Annotated in this window: 21 protein-coding genes; 16 read left to right on the forward strand and 5 right to left on the reverse strand. The window is 58.1% G+C overall.

The features are described 5' to 3' along the window. Positions 1 to 72 precede the first annotated feature (72 nt). The 5 genes from ACVWXE_RS09930 to ACVWXE_RS09950 all read left to right on the forward strand — a co-directional run bounded on the left by ACVWXE_RS09930 (position 73) and on the right by ACVWXE_RS09950 (position 4,668). Positions 73 to 435 (forward strand): hypothetical protein, encoded by a 363-nt coding sequence (locus ACVWXE_RS09930; RefSeq protein WP_457490219.1) that lies wholly within the window; start codon positions 73 to 75, stop codon positions 433 to 435. Further along, positions 393 to 1,364, forward strand: coding sequence for a DUF3685 domain-containing protein (locus ACVWXE_RS09935; RefSeq protein WP_414421451.1), 972 nt, complete (start codon positions 393 to 395; stop codon positions 1,362 to 1,364). The genes ACVWXE_RS09930 and ACVWXE_RS09935 overlap by 43 nt, the downstream gene beginning before the upstream one ends. 311 nt (positions 1,365 to 1,675) lie before the next feature. Continuing rightward, positions 1,676 to 2,152 (forward strand): ferrous iron transport protein A, encoded by a 477-nt coding sequence (locus ACVWXE_RS09940; RefSeq protein ID WP_457490220.1) that lies wholly within the window; start codon positions 1,676 to 1,678, stop codon positions 2,150 to 2,152. Then, entirely contained in the window at positions 2,149 to 4,440 is a 2,292-nt protein-coding gene (gene feoB / locus ACVWXE_RS09945; RefSeq protein WP_457490221.1) for a Fe(2+) transporter permease subunit FeoB, read from the forward strand. The genes ACVWXE_RS09940 and feoB overlap by 4 nt, the downstream gene beginning before the upstream one ends. 3 nt (positions 4,441 to 4,443) lie before the next feature. Further along, positions 4,444 to 4,668, forward strand: coding sequence for a FeoC-like transcriptional regulator (locus ACVWXE_RS09950; RefSeq protein WP_457402926.1), 225 nt, complete (start codon positions 4,444 to 4,446; stop codon positions 4,666 to 4,668). A 111-nt stretch (positions 4,669 to 4,779) separates the two neighbouring features. On the opposite strand, the gene ACVWXE_RS09955 is transcribed toward ACVWXE_RS09950, so the two are convergent. From ACVWXE_RS09955 to cobA, 3 genes are all read right to left on the reverse strand, one after another. Further along, positions 4,780 to 5,481 carry a DUF1614 domain-containing protein gene (locus ACVWXE_RS09955; protein WP_457490222.1) on the reverse strand — a complete coding sequence of 234 codons (702 nt, stop codon included), beginning with the start codon at positions 5,479 to 5,481 and terminating at the stop codon, positions 4,780 to 4,782. Between the two features lie 5 nt (positions 5,482 to 5,486). Beyond that, on the reverse strand, positions 5,487 to 6,311 hold the full coding sequence (menB, locus tag ACVWXE_RS09960) for a 1,4-dihydroxy-2-naphthoyl-CoA synthase (protein ID WP_011432215.1): 825 nt from the start codon (positions 6,309 to 6,311) through the stop codon (positions 5,487 to 5,489). Positions 6,312 to 6,428: 117 nt separating this feature from the next. Then, complete coding sequence (gene cobA / locus ACVWXE_RS09965) at positions 6,429 to 7,931, reverse strand: uroporphyrinogen-III C-methyltransferase (protein ID WP_457490223.1); 1,503 nt, start codon at positions 7,929 to 7,931, stop codon at positions 6,429 to 6,431. Between the two features lie 176 nt (positions 7,932 to 8,107). On the opposite strand from cobA, the gene ACVWXE_RS09970 reads away from it, so the two are divergent. Next, positions 8,108 to 9,118: an ABC transporter substrate-binding protein gene (locus ACVWXE_RS09970; RefSeq protein ID WP_414344061.1), complete on the forward strand. Its 1,011-nt coding sequence runs from the start codon at positions 8,108 to 8,110 to the stop codon at positions 9,116 to 9,118. Here the strand turns inward: ACVWXE_RS09970 and ACVWXE_RS09975 are convergent. Next, positions 9,115 to 9,642 (reverse strand): phycobilisome rod-core linker polypeptide, encoded by a 528-nt coding sequence (locus tag ACVWXE_RS09975; RefSeq protein ID WP_457490224.1) that lies wholly within the window; start codon positions 9,640 to 9,642, stop codon positions 9,115 to 9,117. The genes ACVWXE_RS09970 and ACVWXE_RS09975 overlap by 4 nt on opposite strands. Positions 9,643 to 10,226: 584 nt before the next feature. Between ACVWXE_RS09975 and ACVWXE_RS09980 the strand changes: the two genes are divergently transcribed. The 6 genes from ACVWXE_RS09980 to ACVWXE_RS10005 all read left to right on the forward strand — a co-directional run bounded on the left by ACVWXE_RS09980 (position 10,227) and on the right by ACVWXE_RS10005 (position 13,889). Beyond that, complete coding sequence (locus ACVWXE_RS09980; protein ID WP_414331883.1) at positions 10,227 to 10,712, forward strand: 2Fe-2S iron-sulfur cluster-binding protein; 486 nt, start codon at positions 10,227 to 10,229, stop codon at positions 10,710 to 10,712. Positions 10,713 to 10,945: 233 nt separating this feature from the next. Beyond that, positions 10,946 to 11,629, forward strand: coding sequence for a V4R domain-containing protein (locus tag ACVWXE_RS09985; protein WP_414389955.1), 684 nt, complete (start codon positions 10,946 to 10,948; stop codon positions 11,627 to 11,629). A gap of 59 nt (positions 11,630 to 11,688) precedes the next feature. Beyond that, positions 11,689 to 11,970 (forward strand): hypothetical protein, encoded by a 282-nt coding sequence (locus tag ACVWXE_RS09990; protein ID WP_457405325.1) that lies wholly within the window; start codon positions 11,689 to 11,691, stop codon positions 11,968 to 11,970. 61 nt (positions 11,971 to 12,031) lie between these two features. Further along, on the forward strand, positions 12,032 to 12,586 hold the full coding sequence (locus tag ACVWXE_RS09995) for a hypothetical protein (protein ID WP_457490225.1): 555 nt from the start codon (positions 12,032 to 12,034) through the stop codon (positions 12,584 to 12,586). Between the two features lie 24 nt (positions 12,587 to 12,610). Then, positions 12,611 to 13,081: a globin family protein gene (locus ACVWXE_RS10000; protein WP_414331876.1), complete on the forward strand. Its 471-nt coding sequence runs from the start codon at positions 12,611 to 12,613 to the stop codon at positions 13,079 to 13,081. Between the two features lie 118 nt (positions 13,082 to 13,199). After that, on the forward strand, positions 13,200 to 13,889 hold the full coding sequence (locus ACVWXE_RS10005; RefSeq protein WP_457490226.1) for a V4R domain-containing protein: 690 nt from the start codon (positions 13,200 to 13,202) through the stop codon (positions 13,887 to 13,889). Between the two features lie 25 nt (positions 13,890 to 13,914). On the opposite strand, the gene ACVWXE_RS10010 is transcribed toward ACVWXE_RS10005, so the two are convergent. Continuing rightward, complete coding sequence (locus tag ACVWXE_RS10010; RefSeq protein ID WP_457490227.1) at positions 13,915 to 14,622, reverse strand: hypothetical protein; 708 nt, start codon at positions 14,620 to 14,622, stop codon at positions 13,915 to 13,917. Between the two features lie 285 nt (positions 14,623 to 14,907). On the opposite strand from ACVWXE_RS10010, the gene ACVWXE_RS10015 reads away from it, so the two are divergent. The 4 genes from ACVWXE_RS10015 (at position 14,908) to ACVWXE_RS10030 (ending at position 19,302) form a co-directional block, all read left to right on the forward strand. Beyond that, positions 14,908 to 16,152, forward strand: coding sequence for an HhoA/HhoB/HtrA family serine endopeptidase (locus ACVWXE_RS10015; RefSeq protein WP_457490228.1), 1,245 nt, complete (start codon positions 14,908 to 14,910; stop codon positions 16,150 to 16,152). Positions 16,153 to 16,793: 641 nt separating this feature from the next. Continuing rightward, complete coding sequence (locus ACVWXE_RS10020) at positions 16,794 to 17,693, forward strand: glycine betaine ABC transporter substrate-binding protein (RefSeq protein ID WP_414351318.1); 900 nt, start codon at positions 16,794 to 16,796, stop codon at positions 17,691 to 17,693. A gap of 26 nt (positions 17,694 to 17,719) precedes the next feature. After that, positions 17,720 to 18,688, forward strand: coding sequence for an ABC transporter ATP-binding protein (locus ACVWXE_RS10025; protein ID WP_414344040.1), 969 nt, complete (start codon positions 17,720 to 17,722; stop codon positions 18,686 to 18,688). After that, positions 18,685 to 19,302 carry an ABC transporter permease gene (locus ACVWXE_RS10030; protein WP_414344038.1) on the forward strand — a complete coding sequence of 206 codons (618 nt, stop codon included), beginning with the start codon at positions 18,685 to 18,687 and terminating at the stop codon, positions 19,300 to 19,302. The genes ACVWXE_RS10025 and ACVWXE_RS10030 overlap by 4 nt, the downstream gene beginning before the upstream one ends. Positions 19,303 to 19,324: the final 22 nt, after the last annotated feature.

Below are 19,324 nucleotides of genomic sequence, written 5' to 3' on the forward strand. Positions count from 1 at the left end.
TTCTCGTTTTGACAAATTGGCCAGGAACTTCTTGAGTTTTCTCTATCTCGTCAGTGCTCTCTTTTGGCTCAAATGAAAGATCAACACAACCTAGCGGCGTATGTGGAACGGTACACCCCGGCGGCGACCCTCTGGCAATGGATGCAGGCCATCTTGGGGGGCTATTCCCCCTGGTTGCAACCGGCCATCCTCACCCCCCGCTGGCGTTCCGAGTTGTATACCCAGGGTTTGGCGCAAATTGAGACGGCCCTGGCGCAATGCCAGCAATGGGCCCAACGTCCCCGTCCCTGGCTGGCAACCCAGATCACCCGGGGGCGCATCCGGGAATTGCACGCCGCCCGCCGGTTGATCACCTGGCTGTGGCGACCGGGAGCCGTGTTGGCCCCCCCGCCGTGGCGACTCCCCCCCCTGCCCTCCCCAGTGGGGAACGATTGAGCCAGGTGCGGCAAAAATTCAACCAACCCCTGACCAACACCAGCAATCTATTATTGGAAACCGACCTGCTCCGGTTTGAAAAACAACGGGAACTGTGGAATACCATTCTCAATCGGTGGGAAGCCCTGCTGGCGGAATTGCTCGAAGCCCGCATCACCCCCGAGGCACTGACCCCCCGTTGCCCCGAGTTGGTGGAACGGCTGTGGCAGGAAGCCCTGACGGATTTTGTCGGACGTTATTACACCATTGACGGGCAGGATGTGATTGACATCCTCCTAGCACAACGGGACACGGTGCGCGCCCTGATTTTAGACAAAATTCCCCTGGTCAAGGACCTTTTTAGCTTTCATCTCTTTCAAACGCCCCTGGGCATTGATGGGGTCTTGTATGCGGCCAACAGCCAAATCGCCAGCGACCACGCCGCCATCCTCCTGGAAAATCTGGTGATCCAGGTCGCCAACGGGGTGGTGCAACCCCTGCTCAACTGCTTTCCCCACCATGAATCGGTGAAGCAACGGTTTTATCGCCGCAACCTGCTCTCTACCCGGGAAACCGAACGGCTCCGCAACCAACTTTCCCAACGCTACCGCTGGCAACGCTACTGGGACGAACCCCGGGCGATTTTTGAGAGTTGTTATCAACTTTTGCGTATCCAAGACCAGGCGATTGTCCTGTACCCGGTGTATGCGGGGCGCACGGCGGAACTGGCCCAACTCCGGGGCATTCCCTGGCTGGTCACCCTCTGGTTGGAGTTTCAAGATGCGGTGGCACCCATACTGCGGGCGGTGGCAAATTACATTGGCCGTACCAGTGCCTACCTGCTCACCCGGATCATTGGGCGGGGCTTGGGCTTGATTGGGCGGGGGATTTTGCAGGGTATTGGCAGTACATTGCAAAACAATCGCTCCCAAGAATCCTCCCAGTTATAATCCATCCCATCCGTAATATTTGATAACAATTTGGCGTCCTGAGCATTAAAACTTGCTTAAGGCAGGGGCGCCGTCGGGTTGCCTTTGTGTTTTAATTGAGAATAATATTTATTAGTTTTAATTGAGAATAATATTTATTATGTTCAGGTCTAAAGTTATTACAAACGCCACTAATAATCAAGGAGGTTCTGGTGCCACATTCAGGGAGTCAGCCGGGAAATAACGGTCAAAAACTGGGTTTTACCTATGTCAACGAGGCGGCAGTGAGCCGGGCTAAGCCGGGAATTGCTAGTGAAGGTAATTTGCAAATAATGCCCCTATCTCAAATGCGGGCAGGGGAACGGGTGCGGGTGGTGCGGGTGGATTGCGGCGAGGCGAATCCCCGGTTGGTGGGCATGGGCATTACCCAGGGGGCGGTGCTGACGGTGTTGAGCCATCTGGATTCCGGGTCGGTGCTGGTGGAATGTCAAGGTCAGCGGTGGGGGTTGGGGGCGGGTATGGCGGAACGGATTGGTGTCGAGCGATGGGAGGCGGCAATGCCCAGGATGACCTTGGGGGAGGCGACTATTGGCAGTCGGGTGCGGGTGGTGGGCTATGCGCCGGGAGCGGGGGATTACAAGCGGAAATTGCTGGGGATGGGCTTAACGCCGGGGACGATCCTGCAGGTGAAACGCCATGCGCCCTTGGGAGACCCGACGGAAATTGAGGTGCGGGGGTTTGCCCTGAGTCTGCGCAAAGGGGAAGCAGCGGCATTACAGGTAGTGCCTGTAGGGAGTGATGGGAAATGAGCAAGCAGACGATTGCTCTGGTGGGAAATCCCAACTGTGGGAAAACGACGTTATTTAATGCTTTGACGGGGGCGCGCCAACGGGTGGGGAATTGGCCCGGGGTGACGGTGGAACGCAAGGAGGGCACCTACCGGGATCAGGGGCAAACGGTGACGGTGGTGGATTTGCCGGGGATTTATTCCCTGGATGTGGCAGCGGGGGGCACGGGGCTGGATGAACAGGTGGCACGGGATTACCTGCTCAGCGGTGAAGCCAACCTGGTGGTGAATATCCTGGATGCCAGCAATCTGGAGCGGAATCTTTACCTGACGACCCAGCTTTTGGAAATGGGGGTGCCGCTGGTAATTGCCCTGAACATGATGGATCAAGCGGAAGGGCGGGGGATACGGATTGACGTGGCTGGTTTGCAACAGCGGTTGGGCTGTCCGGTCGTGCCTTTGTGTGCCCATCGGGGGCGGGGGGTGGCAGAACTTAAGGCAGTCATCCGGCAGGCATTGACCCAGCCGCAGGGGGCGGGGGTGCGCCCTGTTTATCCCCCGGTGATCGAGCAAGCCTTTACCGAACTTTCCTATACAGCAGGTCTGGGTTCCCCTTGGGCGGTGCTGTACGGGTTGCAAGCGGTGGATGGGGCGAACGTTGCACCGGTGTTAGAAACCCATCGGCAGGAGATTTTTCAAACCTTGGGGGAAGACATTGACCTCTTGGTTGCCGATGTCCGTTACACCTGGATTCGGGAGGTGATGGGGGCGACGGTCACTTTCGCTGGGCAGGTTAGCCAAACGCTTTCGGATCGGATTGACCGCTGGGTGTTGCACCGGTGGCTGGGGATTCCCATCTTCCTCGGGGTGATGTACCTCATGTTCTTCGTGGCGATGAATGTGGGGGGAGCCTTTGTGGATTTTTTTGATATAGGGGTGGGCACGATTGCGGTGAAGGGCACGGCGCATCTGTTGACCCAACTCCATGCACCCGGCTGGTTGATTGGGCTGTTGGCGGACGGGGTGGGGGGTGGCATTCAAACGACGGCGACCTTCATTCCCCAAATTGGCTTATTGTTTGTCTTTTTATCGGTGTTGGAGGATTCCGGGTATTTGGCGCGGGCGGCGTTTGTGATGGACCGGCTGATGCGGTGGATTGGCTTGCCGGGGAAGTCCTTTGTGCCGATGCTGGTGGGGTTTGGGTGCAATATCCCCGCCATTATGGCGACCCGTACCCTGGAAAATCGGCGGGATCGGTTGATGACGATTCTGATGAACCCGTTTATGTCCTGCGGGGCGCGGCTGTCCGTGTATGCCCTGTTTGGGGCGGCGTTTTTTCCGAAAAATGCCCAAAATGTGGTGTTTCTGCTCTACCTGATTGGCATTGGGGCGGCGGTGTTTACGGGTTTGGTGATGAAAAGCACCCTGCTACAGGGGATAGCGGCTCCCTTCATTATGGAATTGCCGCCCTACCATTTGCCCACGCTCAAGGGGGTAGCCATCCACGCCTGGGGACGGTTGCAAGCGTTTATTACCAAAGCGGGGCGGATGATTATCGTGATGGTGGTGATTTTGGGCTTTTTAAATTCGGTGGGAACGGATGGTTCCTTTGGGAAACAGGACAGTACCGATTCCCTGCTCAGTGCGGTTGGGCGGCAGATTACGCCGGTATTTGCACCGATGGGCGTGCAACCGGAGAATTGGCCGGCAACGGTGGGGATATTTACCGGGACGTTTGCCAAGGAGGTGATGGTGGGAACCATGAATTCCCTCTATGGGCAGTTGGCGCAGGCGGAAGCAGCAGATAGTGGGGAACCACCGGCGGCATTTGACCTGTGGGGTGGTCTCCAGGAAGCAGTTGCCAGCATTCCCCAAAATTTTGCCGCCCTAGGGGAGCAGTTGCTGGACCCGCTGGGGATGGGGGTAGTCCGCAGGAGTGGGGATGAGGAGGCAGTGGCGGAGGAATTGGGGGTGCAGACGACTACCTTTGGGCAGATGGCTTCCCGCTTTGGCAGTACCACGGCGGCGATTGCGTTTTTGCTGTTTGTCCTGCTGTATTTCCCCTGTGTATCAGCGACGGCGGCAGTCTATCGGGAAACCAATCTAGGCTGGACGGTGTTTATCGCTTGTTGGACAACCGGGCTGGCCTATTGGGTTGCCACCTTTTATTACCAGTTCATGACTTTTAATGAACACCCCGCACGTTCCCTGTTGTGGGTATTGGGACTCATGCTGGTACAGTTGGGGGTTTTGTGGGGATTGCGTGCCGTCAGTAGCCCCCGTTTGCGGCGGGTACCCTCCGGGAGGTAAGGGATGCTCTTGCAAGACCTACAACGTTATCTGCAAACGCACCGGCAAGTTTCGTTGACCAAATTATGTCAACACTGGCAAATGGATGCCGATGCCCTCCGTCCGATCCTGGATGTATTAATTCGCAAAGGGCGGGTGCGCCCCGTACACCAGCGGAAGTGTGGGGGCTGTCACTCCTGCGCCTCAACGGATTTAGAACTGTACGAGTGGGTAGAAAAACCACCTTAATGGGGGATCAATTTTAGGGATAAGTCGTGTTGTTCAGAACGTTTTTCAGAATAAATTACGAGCCAACCGAATGTACCAATTAAGTGAATTGTTGGAATTTCTGAGTAATTTCTAAGTCAGCAAAACGGCGAATAAACCGCACAGCGCAATACCATCAAAAACCCCAGCCCCACCAATACTAAGAATGCCTGGAGTCATCCGCTCAATTTGGGGCAGGTGTAACAGGTCAGCCCCAATTAGTGTTCCCAATACACCGCCAGCAAAGGCAATCGGTGCTGCCACAACATCAGACCCCGCCGTTAATAGCACAGAAGTCATCGCCGCCGTTAGGGGAGCAATCAAGGCATTCATTTGAATCCCAATCCCCGGCACCACCTGGGCAGAATAATAACTAACTATTGTCACCACAGCCGTGACAAGCACAATCAAAATTGGCGAAACACGGGTAAACTGATAAATGGCCAATAGGGTTGGAATCAGACCACCCCCGACATTCAACGCCACAATCGTTTTCTGTTCAATTCGCCTTAAGGGAATACCCCAAAAGAAGCGCATCGTCCACAATCGATCCAAATCAGGTACCATAGCTACTTTGGAAACTCTCTCATAAAGGGGGATATTAATCGTACTCCCAATAATTACTAGGGTCGGCAGCACAAGAGATAGGTTAGGAGAAAATCCGAGCTTTGCAACAGCAACTTGAACCGCATCTAGGGTAACCACCAACCGGAGAAACGGGAAGGCTAAGAGCAGGAGTAAAAAGAGTAGATAGGCAGTCGCTTCCCTTCGGGGAAGTGGAATTAATGAAAACAAACAAACTATGGCAGCCAGGGAAACTGGCGAAAGTTAGGTGGGCGCTTTTCCAAAAAGGCGCGTTTGCCCTCAGCAGCTTCTTCGGTCATGTAGAACAGCAACGTCGCATCTCCGGCCAGCTCCTGCAGCCCCACCTGCCCATCGCAGTCGGCGTTGAAGGCGGCTTTGAGGCAGCGGATGGCTAAGGGGCTGTGCTGGAGAATTTCTTGCGCCCAGCGGATCCCTTCAGCTTCCAGCTCTTCCACCGGCACCACGGCATTGACCAGACCCATCTCCAGGGCTTGGGCTGCGGTGTATTGGCGGCAGAGGAACCAAATCTCGCGGGCTTTTTTTTGCCCCACCACTCGCGCCAGGTAGGCGGCCCCAAAGCCCCCATCGAAGCTGCCCACCCTAGGGCCGGTTTGCCCAAAGATGGCATTATCGGCGGCAATGGTCAGGTCGCAGATGAGATGCAAAACATGGCCACCCCCAATGGCGTAGCCTGCCACTAGGGCAATCACCACCTTGGGCAAAGAGCGGATGATGCGCTGCAGATCCAGCACATTGAGACGAGGGATCCCGGCCTCATCCAGGTAACCGGCCTCGCCCCGTACGCTTTGATCCCCGCCGGCGCAGAAGGCATACTTCCCATCGGTATGGGGCCCGGCGCCTGTTAAGAGCACTACTCCAATCCTGGGATCCTCTCGCACATCGGCAAACGCATCAATCAGCTCGGCAATGGTCTTGGGGCGGAAGGCGTTGCGCTTGTGGGGACGGTTGATGGTGATCTTGGCAATGCCATCCGTTTTTTCGTAAAGAATGTCTTCGTAGAGCTTGGCCGTCTGCCACATGGTGTCTGGGTGTATCTATTGGGATGCCGGGCCAGGAGAGTTCCGTTTGGCTGATGGGGGCTCACTATGAGGAGCACCTGGGTACTCTGCACCGCTACCGCGAACGGCCTGAAAAGGCTAGGTAGAACGGTTGGTCGCTTGGATGAGGGCTTCCACCAATCCTTCCAAAGTATACTCCTGGGCTGCGATGTCCACTCGACCAAATGCAGCCTTGCAGGTTGCGGCCGTCTTGGGGCCAATGGCGGCAATCTGCGCGGGTGGATCCCAGATCTCAGGGCCTAGCCCTGCCTGCTGGATCAAGTGGGCAAAATGCTGTACTGTCTTGGAGCTGGCAAAGGTGAGGATGTCCACCTGGTGGGCTTTAAGAGCTTCCAGGACCTGGGGATCCGCTGCTGCTGGACAGGCGGACTGATAGGCGGCCACCTCCACCACCTCTGCTCCTCGCTGCCGCAACCCCTGTACCAGCTCCTCCCGCCCTCCTGACTCAACGCGGGGAAAGAGGATGCGCTGCCCCTGCACTGGCTGCGGCCAAATGGGTAGCAGGGCTTCGGCCACAAACTCGGAGGGCATCAGATCCGGGCGAATGCCGTACTGGGCCAGCACGGAAGCGGTTTTGGATCCCACCACCGCCACTTGCAGGGAGTGGAGTGCTCGGCTATCTCGCCCCTGCCGCTGCAGCCGCTCAAAGAAAGCCTGCACTCCATTGGCAGAGGTCAGCAGCAGCCAGTCGAATTGTTCCAGGTTGGCAATGGCTGTATCCAAGGGATCCCAGCTCGTGGGCGGCTGGATCACCAGGGTCGGCATCTCCAGCACCCGCGCCCCCTGGGCCTGCAGCAACTCACAAAAAGCTGGCGATTGCCCCTCAGAACGGGTAACCAGCACCGTCTTGCCTGCCAAAGGAGCCGGTGGCGGCAAGGGTGGGATCCCCGGCAAAAAGTCCTGCCGCAACCGGATCACCTCCCCGACCACCAGCAGACCCGGCAACTTCGCCTGACCCGCCTCCTGCTGCAGCTCCGCCAAGGTGCCCACCCACACCTGCTGCTCTGCTTGCCCCGCCCCCCAGATCAAGGCCACCGGTCGGTCTGCCGGGATCCCAGACTCCATCAGCCGTGCGCCAATGTGCTGTCGCTGCCGGGATCCCATCAAAATCACCAAAGTATCCAACTGGGCCAGGGCGCTCCAGGGCAAGGCCTCTAGATCGTGGGCAGTCAGCACGGCAAAAACGCGGCTTAAGTGCTTATCGGTCAGGGGGATCCCTGCCCAAAAGGGGCCAGCCAGCGCCGAAGACAGCCCCGGCCAAATCTCAAACGGACAGCCCGCCTCCCTAAGGGCTTGGATCTCTTCGCGGGCGCGGCCAAAAATCAGCGGATCCCCCGACTTAAGGTGAACCACCTGTTTGCCTTCTCGGCAGCGCTGGATGAGCCAGTGGATGCCCTCCTGGAGGCTTCCTGGCCCAGAGCGTCGCCACACCTGCGCCTGCGGCGGCAACTCTGCCAACAAGCGCTCATCCACCAGCTCGTCGATCCAGATAGCCTCAGCCTGCCGTAGGATCTCCAGTGCTCCCTGCGTCAGGCCCGCCCGCCCGCCCAGCCCTGCCCCCACTAGATACACCTTGCCCATGCCCTACCCCTTGGAATGTCGATCTTGCCCCTTGTTAAGAAGGGGATCCCGCTTGCTTTGCAAATATAAATCGAAGACGCCTCCCAACAGCTCCTCTTCCAAGGGGTGGCCAGCCTGAGGAAAAACTGGTCTACTTGCGAGATACTGAAAGCGTGGCCGCCTGAGGATCCCTGCCTATGTCCGGTGTAACTCCAGAGCCTTGGCCGCGGCGGCGTTTTTTGGCCAGTGGAGCTGCTCTGCTAGCAGTAGGAGCGGGCTCCCGCCCCTCTTCGGCCAGATCCCGGCCCTTGCGACTGGTCACCAACTGGTACGCCCAGGCCGAACACGGCGGCTTTTACCAAGCCCTGGCCACCGGCATCTACGCCGACTACGGTCTGCAGGTGGAAATCCGCATGGGGGGAACGGCGGTTAACGTGCTGCAACTGCTAGCCGGGGGAGCGGCAGATTTTGTGCTCGGCGGCAGCCCCGACGCTCTGGCGGCTCTGCAAGCTGGGATCCCTGTTCTCACCGTGGCCGCCTTTTTCCAGAAGGATCCCCAGTGTCTCTTGGCCCATCCAGGGGTGGGCATCGAGCGCCTGGAAGACCTGCGGGGCAAGCCCATCTGGGTGTCACCGGGGGCCAACCTCACCTACTGGCCTTTTTTGCGGGCCAAATTTGGCTTTACCGACGAGCAGAAGCGCCCCTACAACCTCAGCCTCACGCCCTTCTTGCTGGACAAGTCTTCTGCCCAGCAGGGCTATGTGACCTCCGAGCCCTTCCGCGTGCGCCAGGAGGGGGGCTTTGATCCCGTCGTTTTTCTGCTGGCCGACTACGGCTATTCCCCCTACGCCACCACCCTGGAGACCACCCGCCCCTTTGCCGAACAGCACCCGGAGCAGGTGCGAAAATTTGTAGCTGCCTCCATCCAGGGCTGGCAGAGCTACCTAGAGGATCCCCGCCCCGGCAATCGCCTCATCCGCCAAGACAACCCCAACATGAGCGAGGCCCTCCTGGCCTACGCCCACCAAGCCCTAAAAGACTACGGCCTTCTCACCAGTGGAGATGCCGCCACGCTGGGGATCGGCGCCATGACCCACCAGCGCTGGCAAACCTACTTTCAGGAGATGGTGGCCCTGGGGATCGGCGCAGCGGGTCTGGAGGTTCGCCAAGCCTATACCCTCGACTTCCTCCCCGGCCCCACTGCCTAAGGGATCCCCACTTCCATCGCCGCCAAACTGTGCAAAAGCGGGGATCCCTGCATCCCCAGCTCATGGCGCCGGTGCATTTGGTTTGTCAGCAAGTAGGCCAAAGGTGGGTGGCCGCTCAGCCGTTGGCGGGGGTGGGGCAGATGGTCGTTGCCGAACTGGTGGCGGTACTCCTCCGAGTCGATAAAGGCATTGACCATGGCCTGCAAGCCCTGGTGCACCAAAATGTCGTGGTAGGCGGCCACCTCAGCTTTGCTGGCCGGGGCCCGCCCCAAAAAGTGCTTGAAACCCTGCTCCACACAGCGGGTGTTGCAGCCGGCACTGAAAAAGAGTTGCCGGTAGAGCCGGGATCCCCCAATCTGGCGAACCAAGCGCTTAATCCCGATCCGCCCCCGCAAGAAGTCCTGCTCGATTTTCTCCAGTTCTCCCGCTTTCTCGTGCTGGTAGGGCTGGCGTTCCAAAAGCTGCTGATAGGCAGCCCGCAACAGGTTTTGCAACGTTTGCGGATCCCGCTGGCGTGGTTCCATGGCAATAGCTCCCAATCGACAGAACTGACAAAAACAGACAAAACGAGGGGCTACTTTAAAGAAATGGCCAAGAGAGTAGCGAATGGCTCAATACGCTTTTACGGCAAACTTCAGCACATCCTTCTGTAACAAAATTGCCAATAAAAGACCGTGAAGGTTCTACTTAAGATTTACCTTGCCGACAGAACGACCGGGGGAGATCTGCGATAAATATTTACGAAAGGATTGTCATTTTCTCCAATTTACGTGATTTCACTTCGTAACTTTCTAGCCGATAAAAAAATTCCGTGTTTATTCGTAGTTAAGTATTATGACACTTCCATCCAGAATAACCTGCTCCAGATCCAGAATATAAGTTAAGTAAAGAATGCAGCCTCTCCCAGGGTCACAGGTGCAGGGCTCATCATTTGAAGTGCTCTGGTGAAGTGCTCTGGTTTGATTGACTGGGGACTCAGGTGTTGCTGTAGACCTGCAAGGGGGCTGCAGGGGAAGGGATCAATCAATTTTTGTGATTTGTTTGCGTTGCTTATGCAGTAGATCCTGCCTGCCGGGGTTTTTGTCTGCCCTTAATGTGGATCCCGTCTATGGTTAAACAAATCCGGCTAGAGCCTTTATCTCGTGTCTCGGAGGTCGATACCTACAGCAATCTGCTGTCGGCCATTTTGTCGGAGGAGCTGCAGGTTTCGCGGGAATGTAACGGTCGCGGCCTCTGCGCCACCTGTCATGTTTACGTCAAAGAGGGAATGGAAAGCCTCACTCCCATCACCCCCCGCGAGGCCAAGACTCTGGAGACCATTACCAGCGCCCGCAGCAATTCTCGTCTGGCCTGCCAGGCCAGGGTGGTTTCCGATGGCGTGGTGGTGGAGCTGCCGCCGGGGATGTACGTGAACTCGCTGAGGGATATCGAAGTGCTCATCGGTCGGCGGGCCGAACAAGACCTGCTGCACCCACGGACGGGGAAGGTTTTGGTGGAGCAGGGCAAGATCATCACTCGCTCTACTGTTAAGCAGCTAGAAAATGAGGACTTCCGCATCATTGGCAATACGCTGGCCCAAACTCGGGAAGTTTGATGAATTGTCGATATTCAGGGATCCCTTGGGCTCGGCAGGTGTTGTTTTATAAACAATCAAAAAAAGAGTTGAACAATGTTGGATCCCTCAGATAGCTGACCAAGTTTATCGAATGCTTAGCCATTCATTTTGTTGACTCATTGGCATTATCTGGCCCAGTTGATCCCTACAAATCCCACCAAATCCTGTTGCTTTGCAATCTAAAATTATCCATTTTTTATCAGGAGAGCACCATGGTCACCACTCCATCTCGACCGGATCCCCGTCCTGCAGTCACCCTGCCTGTGGGCCGTGACAAGCATGCTCACTACAGTTACCGCGATTTCTTTCGCTTCAACCGAGATCAGGGCACGATTATCGATTGGAACAACACCCAAAATCTGCTGTTGAGCGAAGACTTTATTGTGGGCCTGCAAACAGGCTTGGAACGGGAGGTGGGGGATGCTTCGGCGGCGGTGATGTACACCATTGGCAGAGATTGGGGCATCCGCGATGCCAAGCACTTCTCCGAGTGGTACGAGCGGGAGTATGGGATTGGCGTAAAACAGTCCAACCTTTTGTTTTTGCTGGAGACTTGGTGGTGGCCTTTTACGGCTCAGGGCTGGGGCAAGTGGGAGGTGGAAACCGAATCCAAACAAAAAGGCTTCCTGTTTATCAACTTGTTTGACTCGATGGTGGCTCGCACCCTTGGGGATGTGGGCAAGCCGGTTTGTCATCTCTATGCCGGGCTATTTGCCGGGTTTTTCACCGCTATGACTTCCCGCGAGCTGGCCTGCATCGAGATCCAGTGCTACGCCATGGGGGAAACCTACTGCAAGTTCCTGTTGGGCGGGCAAGAACGCATTGATGCCGCCAATTTTTGGATCACCGAAGGGGCCAGCGCCCGCGAGATCGAGCAGCGTTTGCACCAGTTGTGAGGCTTGCTTGTGGCTTTTGAAGGCTCTCTGGGATCCCTCGACACTTTGGAGAAACGCCCATGGTCACCTTCAACTTAGACACCGATCTGGACTTAACCCAGCCGCTGGCGGTCTTTTTGCAGGGGTTGAACTGGGATAACCGACCCCCGGCCAAGGCTCCCTTTGCTCAAGAGCCGCCGCCGCAGTCCCCCATGCTCTTTGCCCAATCGGTGGGACAGTTTTTTGCCGGCTTCAATTGGTCGGGCATCCGCCCATGGGTGGAGCCGGTGCCGGAATTGCCAGCGGAGGATCCCTTTACCCTTGAGGATTTTGCCGCCTTGTTTGGCGGAGCTTTGCTCTAGCTCTGGTTTGTTCAGGGATCTCGGTTTTGTTTTGCCCTCTGTTTTTAAGGAGACTTCACCCATGGATGACCTTCACTCTTGGCCGGAGCGCATTGCCGATCGAGAAGGGGATTACTTAACACCCGACGATCTGCAAGACCTGATTCGTTACTCGCTCTCTTTTGAAGAACGGCTGGAGCTCTACCAAGTCTTACAACAGCAAGAGCTGACCTGGATCCAAAGGGTCTTGCAACAGCAGGGGCACAGCGGTGGAACAGAGTCCCCTCTGACACCATCTCAGCGCCTCTTGGCTCGTCAATTGGCCTTTTGCTTGCGCTCCCTGGGCCTGAGTCTGTTGCTGGGGGATCCCACCCCTGTGCAGCAGGTAACTCTTGGTGCGATGGAACAGTACCTAGGGTTGCCGCAAGCGCTCGCTCAGCTACGGGCAGTGGTTCAGGGATCCCTGCCGGCGGATCAGCAGGGTTTGCTTGCCCCCTACTGGCAAGAGCTACAAGCTGTCTGCGCCACTTCTCAGGTCCAGTTCCCTTCCCCCTCTTCTTCTAGGTCTGAGGCCGAGGTTGACCTGCCCACAGTTCCGCCGGAGAGGGCTCTCACCTTGGCGGAAATGTTTGTGTGAAGCCCACTGAAGGAGGCTCTATCTATGAATTCAAGGGTTGCCGAGCTGATGCAACAAAGCGAAGGCCGCTATCTGCGCCCGGACGAGTTGAAAACTCTACACGCCTACGTGGAAGGGATCCCGAGGCGGGTACGCCTTTACCAGGTTCTGCAGGCCAAAGAACAAGAGCTGCTGGATCGGGTGATGGAGAAGTTTCAGCCGATGATGCCGAATTTAATCCGCCAGCATGGTCACCTGGCCTGGGAGCGCTGCCGCCGGGATCTGAGCATGGTGTGGCGCTACTGCTGCATGGCTATGCTGCTCAACGACGAAGACTACCTGAGGGATAAATTGCTCTACTGGCTGGAGACGATCCTGAAATCGTTCAAGATGCGCGACCAATGCCAGCCTGCCTACAAGTTAATGCTCGACTCCCTGACCTACATCTTTGGGGCAGAAGAGAGCGAGATGATCCGTCCTTATCTGCTTTTGGCCAAATCCATGCTGGTTAACTAGGTCCATTCGCCCTCAATGGATTCCCTAGTTTTGCCAATCCACCGGACATTCATCCCTTCACTCCAAAAGGCCAAGTTCCAGCCGCCCTCAAATCCGTCCATCCCCCTGTGAGATAGCCATGACTACCCTGCAAGAGATTCTGCAAGACCAGATCTTGCCTGGGCACTGCTTTAGCCCTGCCTACTACATCCGCCCTGACATCCACACCGGACTGCTGTACAGCCGCGGAGGATACCGCTTGGCGGCCTTTCCCATGCCCCTGCTGGAAGCTCTCTACTCCGGCCTGCGCTATGAAACTGGCCAAGCCACCCGCGTCATTCTCTACAACTGTGGCCGCGATTGGGGAGAGGCGTTTTTCCGCCGTGTTGAAGACGAGCTTTCCGGCTACTACCAGCAGCCGCTGCAGGAATTGTCGATGGGGATCTTCCTGGATGCCCTCAGCGATCTCTGGGCTACCCACGGCTGGGGACGCCTGGAGCTGGATTTTTCCGCCGCCGACCACGGCTTGGTTCAGGCCGGGATCCGCCATTCCGGGTTTGCCCTTGCCGCTCGCGCCAGCTTCAACCCGGAGGAACCTTCTGCACGGCGAGAGCCTGCCGGATATTTGGAGGCGGGAATGCTAGCCAGCCTCTTCTCCTTGCTTTCGGGGCGGGATCTCATCTGCGTACAGACCACCTGCGAATCCCTGGGGGCCGATCTCAACCGCTTCCTCATCGGTACGGCCCAGCGGCTGCACCACTGCGAGGAATGGGTGCGCAAGGGCCTCTCCCACGAGGAGATTCTGGATCGGCTCACCACCAGTCCCTAGGGCCAGAGCTGTTTTCAGAAGCTCGCTAGGGCAAGTAGGGCTGAAAATCTTGGGTGACCGTCAGAGTCAAGTTGGCATTGGCGTCGATCACCGCCACTTCCGGCGCCGTCACATTGCCGATGACAGCCCCTGCCGCCGCTCCGCCCAGCACTTTCTCCGTCGAGATCACCCGGTCGCCGAAGAGGCCCCCCAAAATCGCTCCTGCGGCTGCCCCGATCAAGGCATCCTGCACAATCGCTTCCCCGGAAGTGTGGCGGGGATCCTTACGCAGCGGGATAACCTGGCTCTGGGCATAGAGGGGGTAGGATTGGCCGTTGAAAATCAGGGCCCGCGAGACAAACTGGGTGCCGCCGCTCACCGGCTGAAATTGGCCTTCCAAAACGGCCCCCGCCGGGACGACCGTGTTGCCGTAGATGTCCCGCAGAGGGGTATCCAAGCTAAGGCTGACGGCGCGGGTTTCCCCAGGGGCAATCAAGAGGGTTTCTGGAGAGCGATGCACCGCCTGGATCAGATCCCCAGAGCGCAATAGCAACGTGGTTTGCAGTTGAAAGGGCTGGCCAGGTTGCAGGGGTTGATGGCCAGGGGGAAGGGGGCGAGGATTCACAGGACGCCATCCCTCACCGGCAGGCGGTGGTGGCAAGGGCCCCATTTGGGCCAAAACTGGGGCGGCCATCTGCGCTGAGAGCAATCCGCCAAGCAGAGGAGCCAACAGGCGGCTGGCTGGGTTGGTCATGGTCTTACCCCCATTCATCATTCCTACGCTAGCTGCAAACCGGACAAAACCGGGAGCCTTTCGGGCCTTACCTATCTTTTACCTATCTTGATCAAAGCCAACTGAATGGAAATGGGCTACCTCAGGTGAGCAGATTCCGCTGCTCTTCGCTCCAGATAGAAGTACGGAAAAACGCTAGGGTTGCCCACTCTGGGATCCCTGCTGTCCATGTTAGATTAGGCTCTAGGTTTCTTCCCCTGCGTGGGGCCGAAGTCTTTCACCAATCCCAACTCTTTTCTTGTAGCTATGAAGCGCAGCACATCCATGCCGGGCCAGCCCTCTCCCAGGTCAGAAGCTTCTGCCCAACCTGCCCAATCCTTGTTCAAGCCTTCTGCCGTTTCCACTTGGAAGTCTCTTCTCTCGTCGGTGCTGCTGGTGCTGCTGGGCATTGGGCTGGGAGCGGCTCTGGTGGGGGGCAAGGGGGTATCTGCCCAAACGACGACAACCCCGGCCCAACTGAACCTGAATTTCATCGCCGATGTGGCGCAAAAGGTGGGGCCGGCGGTGGTTCGCATCGATGCTGAGCGGACGGTGCGCGCCCCTGCCCCTTTTCCGGAGGAGTTTTTCAGCGATCCCTTTTTCCGAGATTTCTTCGGCCAAGCGATCCCTTCCATCCCTCGGCAGCGGCGACAGCAGGGAACCGGCTCTGGGTTCATCATCAGCCCAGACGGCCAGATCATCACCAATGCCCATGTGGTCGAGGGATCCGACAAGGTAACGGTGACGCTCAAGGATACCCGCAGCTTTGATGGGCAGGTAATCGGTTCGGATCCGGTTACGGACATCGCCGTGGTGAAGATCAACGCCCAGAACCTGCCGACCGTAAAGCTGGGGCGCTCGGAAACCCTGGAGCCGGGCCAGTGGGCCATTGCCATCGGCAACCCCCTGGGTTTGGATAACACCGTTACGGCTGGGATCATCAGCGCTTTGGGCCGTTCCAGCGGGGAGATTCGGGTGCCTGACAAGCGGGTATCTTTTATCCAAACGGATGCGGCCATTAACCCCGGCAACTCCGGTGGCCCGCTGCTCAACGCTCAAGGGGAGGTGATAGGGGTGAACACCGCCATCATCCAGGGAGCGCAAGGGTTGGGCTTCGCCATCCCCATTGAGACGGCCCAGCGGGTGGCCAATCAGTTGATCACTCGCGGCAAGGTGGATCACCCCTACCTGGGCATCCGCATGCTCACGCTGACTCCAGAGCTGAAGGAGCGCCTCAACCAGGATCCCAATAGCCGCATTTTGATAACGGTGGATCAGGGTGTACTGATTGGCGAAGTCATCCAGGGATCCCCAGCGGAACGGGCAGGGCTGCGGTCTGGGGATGTCATTCTCTCCATCAATGGTCGTGCCGTAACCACAGCCGATCAGGTGCAACAGGAGGTGGAGCGCACTGAGGTGGGCAGCACCTTGGAGCTGGAGATCGAGCGGGCCGGGCGGCGACAGAAGATCCGCGCGGTAACAGGCTCTTTCCCGGTTCCGAGCGGAGGCTGATTGGGCATGGTTGACCGCCCCTCAAGTATCAACCAGACCCCAGCGACACAGCAGGGTTGTTGTCAATGGGGGTAAACCTCTCAACCTAGGTTGCGAACTCCCCTTTTCCCCTGGGAGAGGGGCTGGGGCGGTGCTGATCGCGCCAGCGGGACGGAGTCCTTTCGCGCCAGCGGGACGGAGTCCTTACACTTGGGCTATTTCAAACCAACTTGCAGTGACCGTACTGGCGATCTGATACATTCACGCTGAACTCTCCTGAACATGGTTCAGGAAAGAAGCGATCGCATCCTGCCTATCTCTGAGCAGGAAGGCGGTATCCCGCAAAGCCCTGAGGAATACCCCCCGAGCGCTTTCCCCCTTCACTTCCCGGCAACCGTTGCGGTGGACTCAAGGATCAGGGGGAAACTTGGTCTACTATATCCCTCTCAATGACTTTTGCCAAACCGCCTAAAGCTCAGTAAATTCAGCAAAGTTCAGGGTTTTGGGGGTTAGAGGCATGCTCTACGGTTGGTTCTTGCAGTTACGGCTCAGGGAAAATAATGGTTTAATGGTGACTTAACAGTCGAAACTTCCTGGCCCAGGCCGGAACGCTCTCGGCAGGGCCTCTTGTCATTAGCCTGGGATCCCTTCTCCCCTTGCCTATGCTGAAAACCACTCGTCGCTTGGCTTTGCTGGCCCTGTCGGGGCTGGCAGCTCTTGTTCTCACTCCCCAAGGGGGCCTCGCCAAGCCCATTACCGTCGGCTCCAAGGACTTTACCGAGCAGTTTATTTTGGGGGAAATGTACGCCTTAGCCCTGGAGGCGGCAGGGTTCACGGTGGAGCGCAAGCTCAACCTGGGCGGAACACCGGTAGCCCATGCGGGCTTGTTGAGCGGCGAGATCGATCTCTACCCCGAGTACACCGGCACTGGCCTGCTGACAGTGCTCAAGTTGCCCAGCAGCGGCGACCCGGCAGAGGTGTACGCGACGGTGGCCCGCGAGTACGAGAGCCAGTTCCAACTGATTTGGCTGGATCCCGCCCCCCTGAACAACACCCAGGCCCTGGCCATGACCCGCGCCAGAGCGGCTGAGCTGGGCATTGCCACCATCTCGGACATGGTGGCCAAAGCGGGCGAGCTGGTGATGATCGGGCCGCCGGAGTTTCAAGCCCGCGAGGATGGCCTACCTGGGATCCAAGCCGTCTACGGTAATTTCCGGCTCAAGGCCTACAAAGCAGTGGATCCCGGCCTCCGCTACCAGGGCTTGGTCAATGGGGAAGCGGATGTGGCAGTGGCCTTCGGCACCGATGGAGAAATTGCCGCCTTTGACCTGGTGCTGCTGGAGGATGACAAGCAGCTTTTCCCCCCCTACCAGGTGGCGCCGGTGGTGCGCAAGGACACCCTAGAGGCCAACCCCGGCATTGCCGCTGCCTTAAATGCCCTTTCCCCCCTGCTGACGGACGAGGTGATGCAGCGGTTGAACTACGAGGTGAGCGGCAACCGCAAGGAGCCGGCGGAGGTGGCCAGAACTTTCTTGGTGGAAGCCGGCATTCTCAAGAAATAACCTTGCCTGTTGCATGAGACCCTGAGGTGAGCACCGTCGAGTTCGAGCGGGTATCGCTGCGCTTTCCCCACAGTTCCCAGCCGGCTGTGGAGGAGTGCAGTTTTTCCATAGAATCGGGCCAGTTGGTGGTCATTTTGGGGCCTTCTGGCTGCGGCAAAACCACCCTTCTGAAAATGGTGAATCGCTTGCTGGATCCCACCCAGGGGCAGATTCGCTTGGACGGGCGGGATATCCGCCAGTTTCCCATCACGGCTCTGCGGCAGCGGATCGGCTATGTTATCCAGCAATCGGGGCTGTTTCCCCACATGACGGTGGCCCAGAATGTGGCGGTAGTGCCGCGACTTTTGGGGTGGCCGAAGGAGCGCATCCGCGAGCGGGTGGACGAGCTGCTCAGCTTGGTTAATTTGCCCCCCCACGAGTACCGCCACCGCTACCCTGCCCAACTGTCGGGTGGACAACAGCAGCGGGTGGGGCTGGCGCGGGCGCTGGCCGGGGATCCAGGGCTGCTGCTGATGGACGAGCCCTTTGGGGCCATCGACGCCATTACCCGCAGCAAGCTGCAAGAGGAGATCCTGCGCCTGCAACGGCAATTGAAAAAAACCATCCTGTTCGTCTCCCACGATGTGGAAGAGGCGCTGCGCCTGGCGGATCGCATTTTGGTGATGCAGAAGGGGCGGGTGGTGCAGTTCGACACTCCCTTTCGGCTGCTCACCCAGCCGGCTACTCCCTTTGTCAGGGAACTGCTGGGGGCAGATGACATGGTACGGCAGTTGAGTGTGCTGCGGGTGGAAACGGCGATGGCCGGGATCCCGCACAACCACAAAATCCAAGAGGGAGCGATGGTGAGGCCCCAGGCCACTTTGCGGCAAGCCTTGTCCCTGCTGTTGCGCACAGGGGCGGCAGCCCTGACGGTGTGGGAGGACGGGCGGGCCATCGGCGTTTTGACCTTGGATCACATTCGCAGCTTGGCCATGCTGGAGGGGGGATCCGCGTGAGCTATCTCCTCAACCACCCCGGCCTGATGTGGCAGCTCACCCAAGAGCATCTGGCGATGGTGGGGATGACCTTGGGCATGGCGGTGGTGCTGGCGGTGCCGCTGGCTCTGCTGGTTCACCACGTGCGCTGGTTGGCCCTGCCGGTCATGGGGATCCTCAGCATCCTGTACACAGTGCCCAGCCTGGCTTTGATCATTTTGTTGGTGCCCTGGCTTGGCCTCAATGCCCGCTCGGTGGTGGTGGCGATGGTGATCTACACGCAGGTGATCTTGGTGCGCCATTTTTGCGTGGGCCTGCGCTCGGTCGAGCCTGCCATCCTGGAAGCGGCCAAGGGCATGGGGATGAACCTCTGGCAACGGTGGTGGCAGGTGCAGGTGCCGCTCATGCTGCCCATTGTTTTGGCAGGGCTGCGGCTGGCGGCAATTGTGGCCATTGCCATTGCCACCGTGGGCGCCAAGTTTGGGGCAGGGGGACTGGGAACCCTGCTGTTCGATGGCATTGCCCAGGCCGGTCGCTACGACAAGATCTGGGCCGGATCCCTGGCGGTGGGATCCCTGGCCTTGCTGGTGAACACAGCCTTGCTCAGCCTGGAATGGGCGGCCCGTCGTGGCTGAGGGGGTAGACTTAAGGACTCCG

Source organism: Thermostichus sp. MS-CIW-41 (genome assembly GCF_054058915.1).

What these genes read in the sequence shown, in the direction of transcription:
- ACVWXE_RS09930 (WP_457490219.1), top strand. Translation starts at nt 73, where the DNA reads ATGAAAGATCAACACAACCTAGCGGCGTATGTGGAACGGTACACCCCG.
- ACVWXE_RS09940 (WP_457490220.1), top strand. Translation starts at nt 1,676, where the DNA reads ATGCCCCTATCTCAAATGCGGGCAGGGGAACGGGTGCGGGTGGTGCGG.
- feoB (WP_457490221.1), top strand. Translation starts at nt 2,149, where the DNA reads ATGAGCAAGCAGACGATTGCTCTGGTGGGAAATCCCAACTGTGGGAAA.
- ACVWXE_RS09950 (WP_457402926.1), top strand. Translation starts at nt 4,444, where the DNA reads ATGCTCTTGCAAGACCTACAACGTTATCTGCAAACGCACCGGCAAGTT.
- menB (WP_011432215.1), bottom strand. Translation starts at nt 6,311, where the DNA reads ATGTGGCAGACGGCCAAGCTCTACGAAGACATTCTTTACGAAAAAACG.
- cobA (WP_457490223.1), bottom strand. Translation starts at nt 7,931, where the DNA reads ATGGGCAAGGTGTATCTAGTGGGGGCAGGGCTGGGCGGGCGGGCGGGC.
- ACVWXE_RS09970 (WP_414344061.1), top strand. Translation starts at nt 8,108, where the DNA reads ATGTCCGGTGTAACTCCAGAGCCTTGGCCGCGGCGGCGTTTTTTGGCC.
- ACVWXE_RS09975 (WP_457490224.1), bottom strand. Translation starts at nt 9,642, where the DNA reads ATGGAACCACGCCAGCGGGATCCGCAAACGTTGCAAAACCTGTTGCGG.
- ACVWXE_RS09980 (WP_414331883.1), top strand. Translation starts at nt 10,227, where the DNA reads ATGGTTAAACAAATCCGGCTAGAGCCTTTATCTCGTGTCTCGGAGGTC.
- ACVWXE_RS09985 (WP_414389955.1), top strand. Translation starts at nt 10,946, where the DNA reads ATGGTCACCACTCCATCTCGACCGGATCCCCGTCCTGCAGTCACCCTG.
- ACVWXE_RS09990 (WP_457405325.1), top strand. Translation starts at nt 11,689, where the DNA reads ATGGTCACCTTCAACTTAGACACCGATCTGGACTTAACCCAGCCGCTG.
- ACVWXE_RS09995 (WP_457490225.1), top strand. Translation starts at nt 12,032, where the DNA reads ATGGATGACCTTCACTCTTGGCCGGAGCGCATTGCCGATCGAGAAGGG.
- ACVWXE_RS10000 (WP_414331876.1), top strand. Translation starts at nt 12,611, where the DNA reads ATGAATTCAAGGGTTGCCGAGCTGATGCAACAAAGCGAAGGCCGCTAT.
- ACVWXE_RS10005 (WP_457490226.1), top strand. Translation starts at nt 13,200, where the DNA reads ATGACTACCCTGCAAGAGATTCTGCAAGACCAGATCTTGCCTGGGCAC.
- ACVWXE_RS10010 (WP_457490227.1), bottom strand. Translation starts at nt 14,622, where the DNA reads ATGACCAACCCAGCCAGCCGCCTGTTGGCTCCTCTGCTTGGCGGATTG.
- ACVWXE_RS10015 (WP_457490228.1), top strand. Translation starts at nt 14,908, where the DNA reads ATGAAGCGCAGCACATCCATGCCGGGCCAGCCCTCTCCCAGGTCAGAA.
- ACVWXE_RS10020 (WP_414351318.1), top strand. Translation starts at nt 16,794, where the DNA reads ATGCTGAAAACCACTCGTCGCTTGGCTTTGCTGGCCCTGTCGGGGCTG.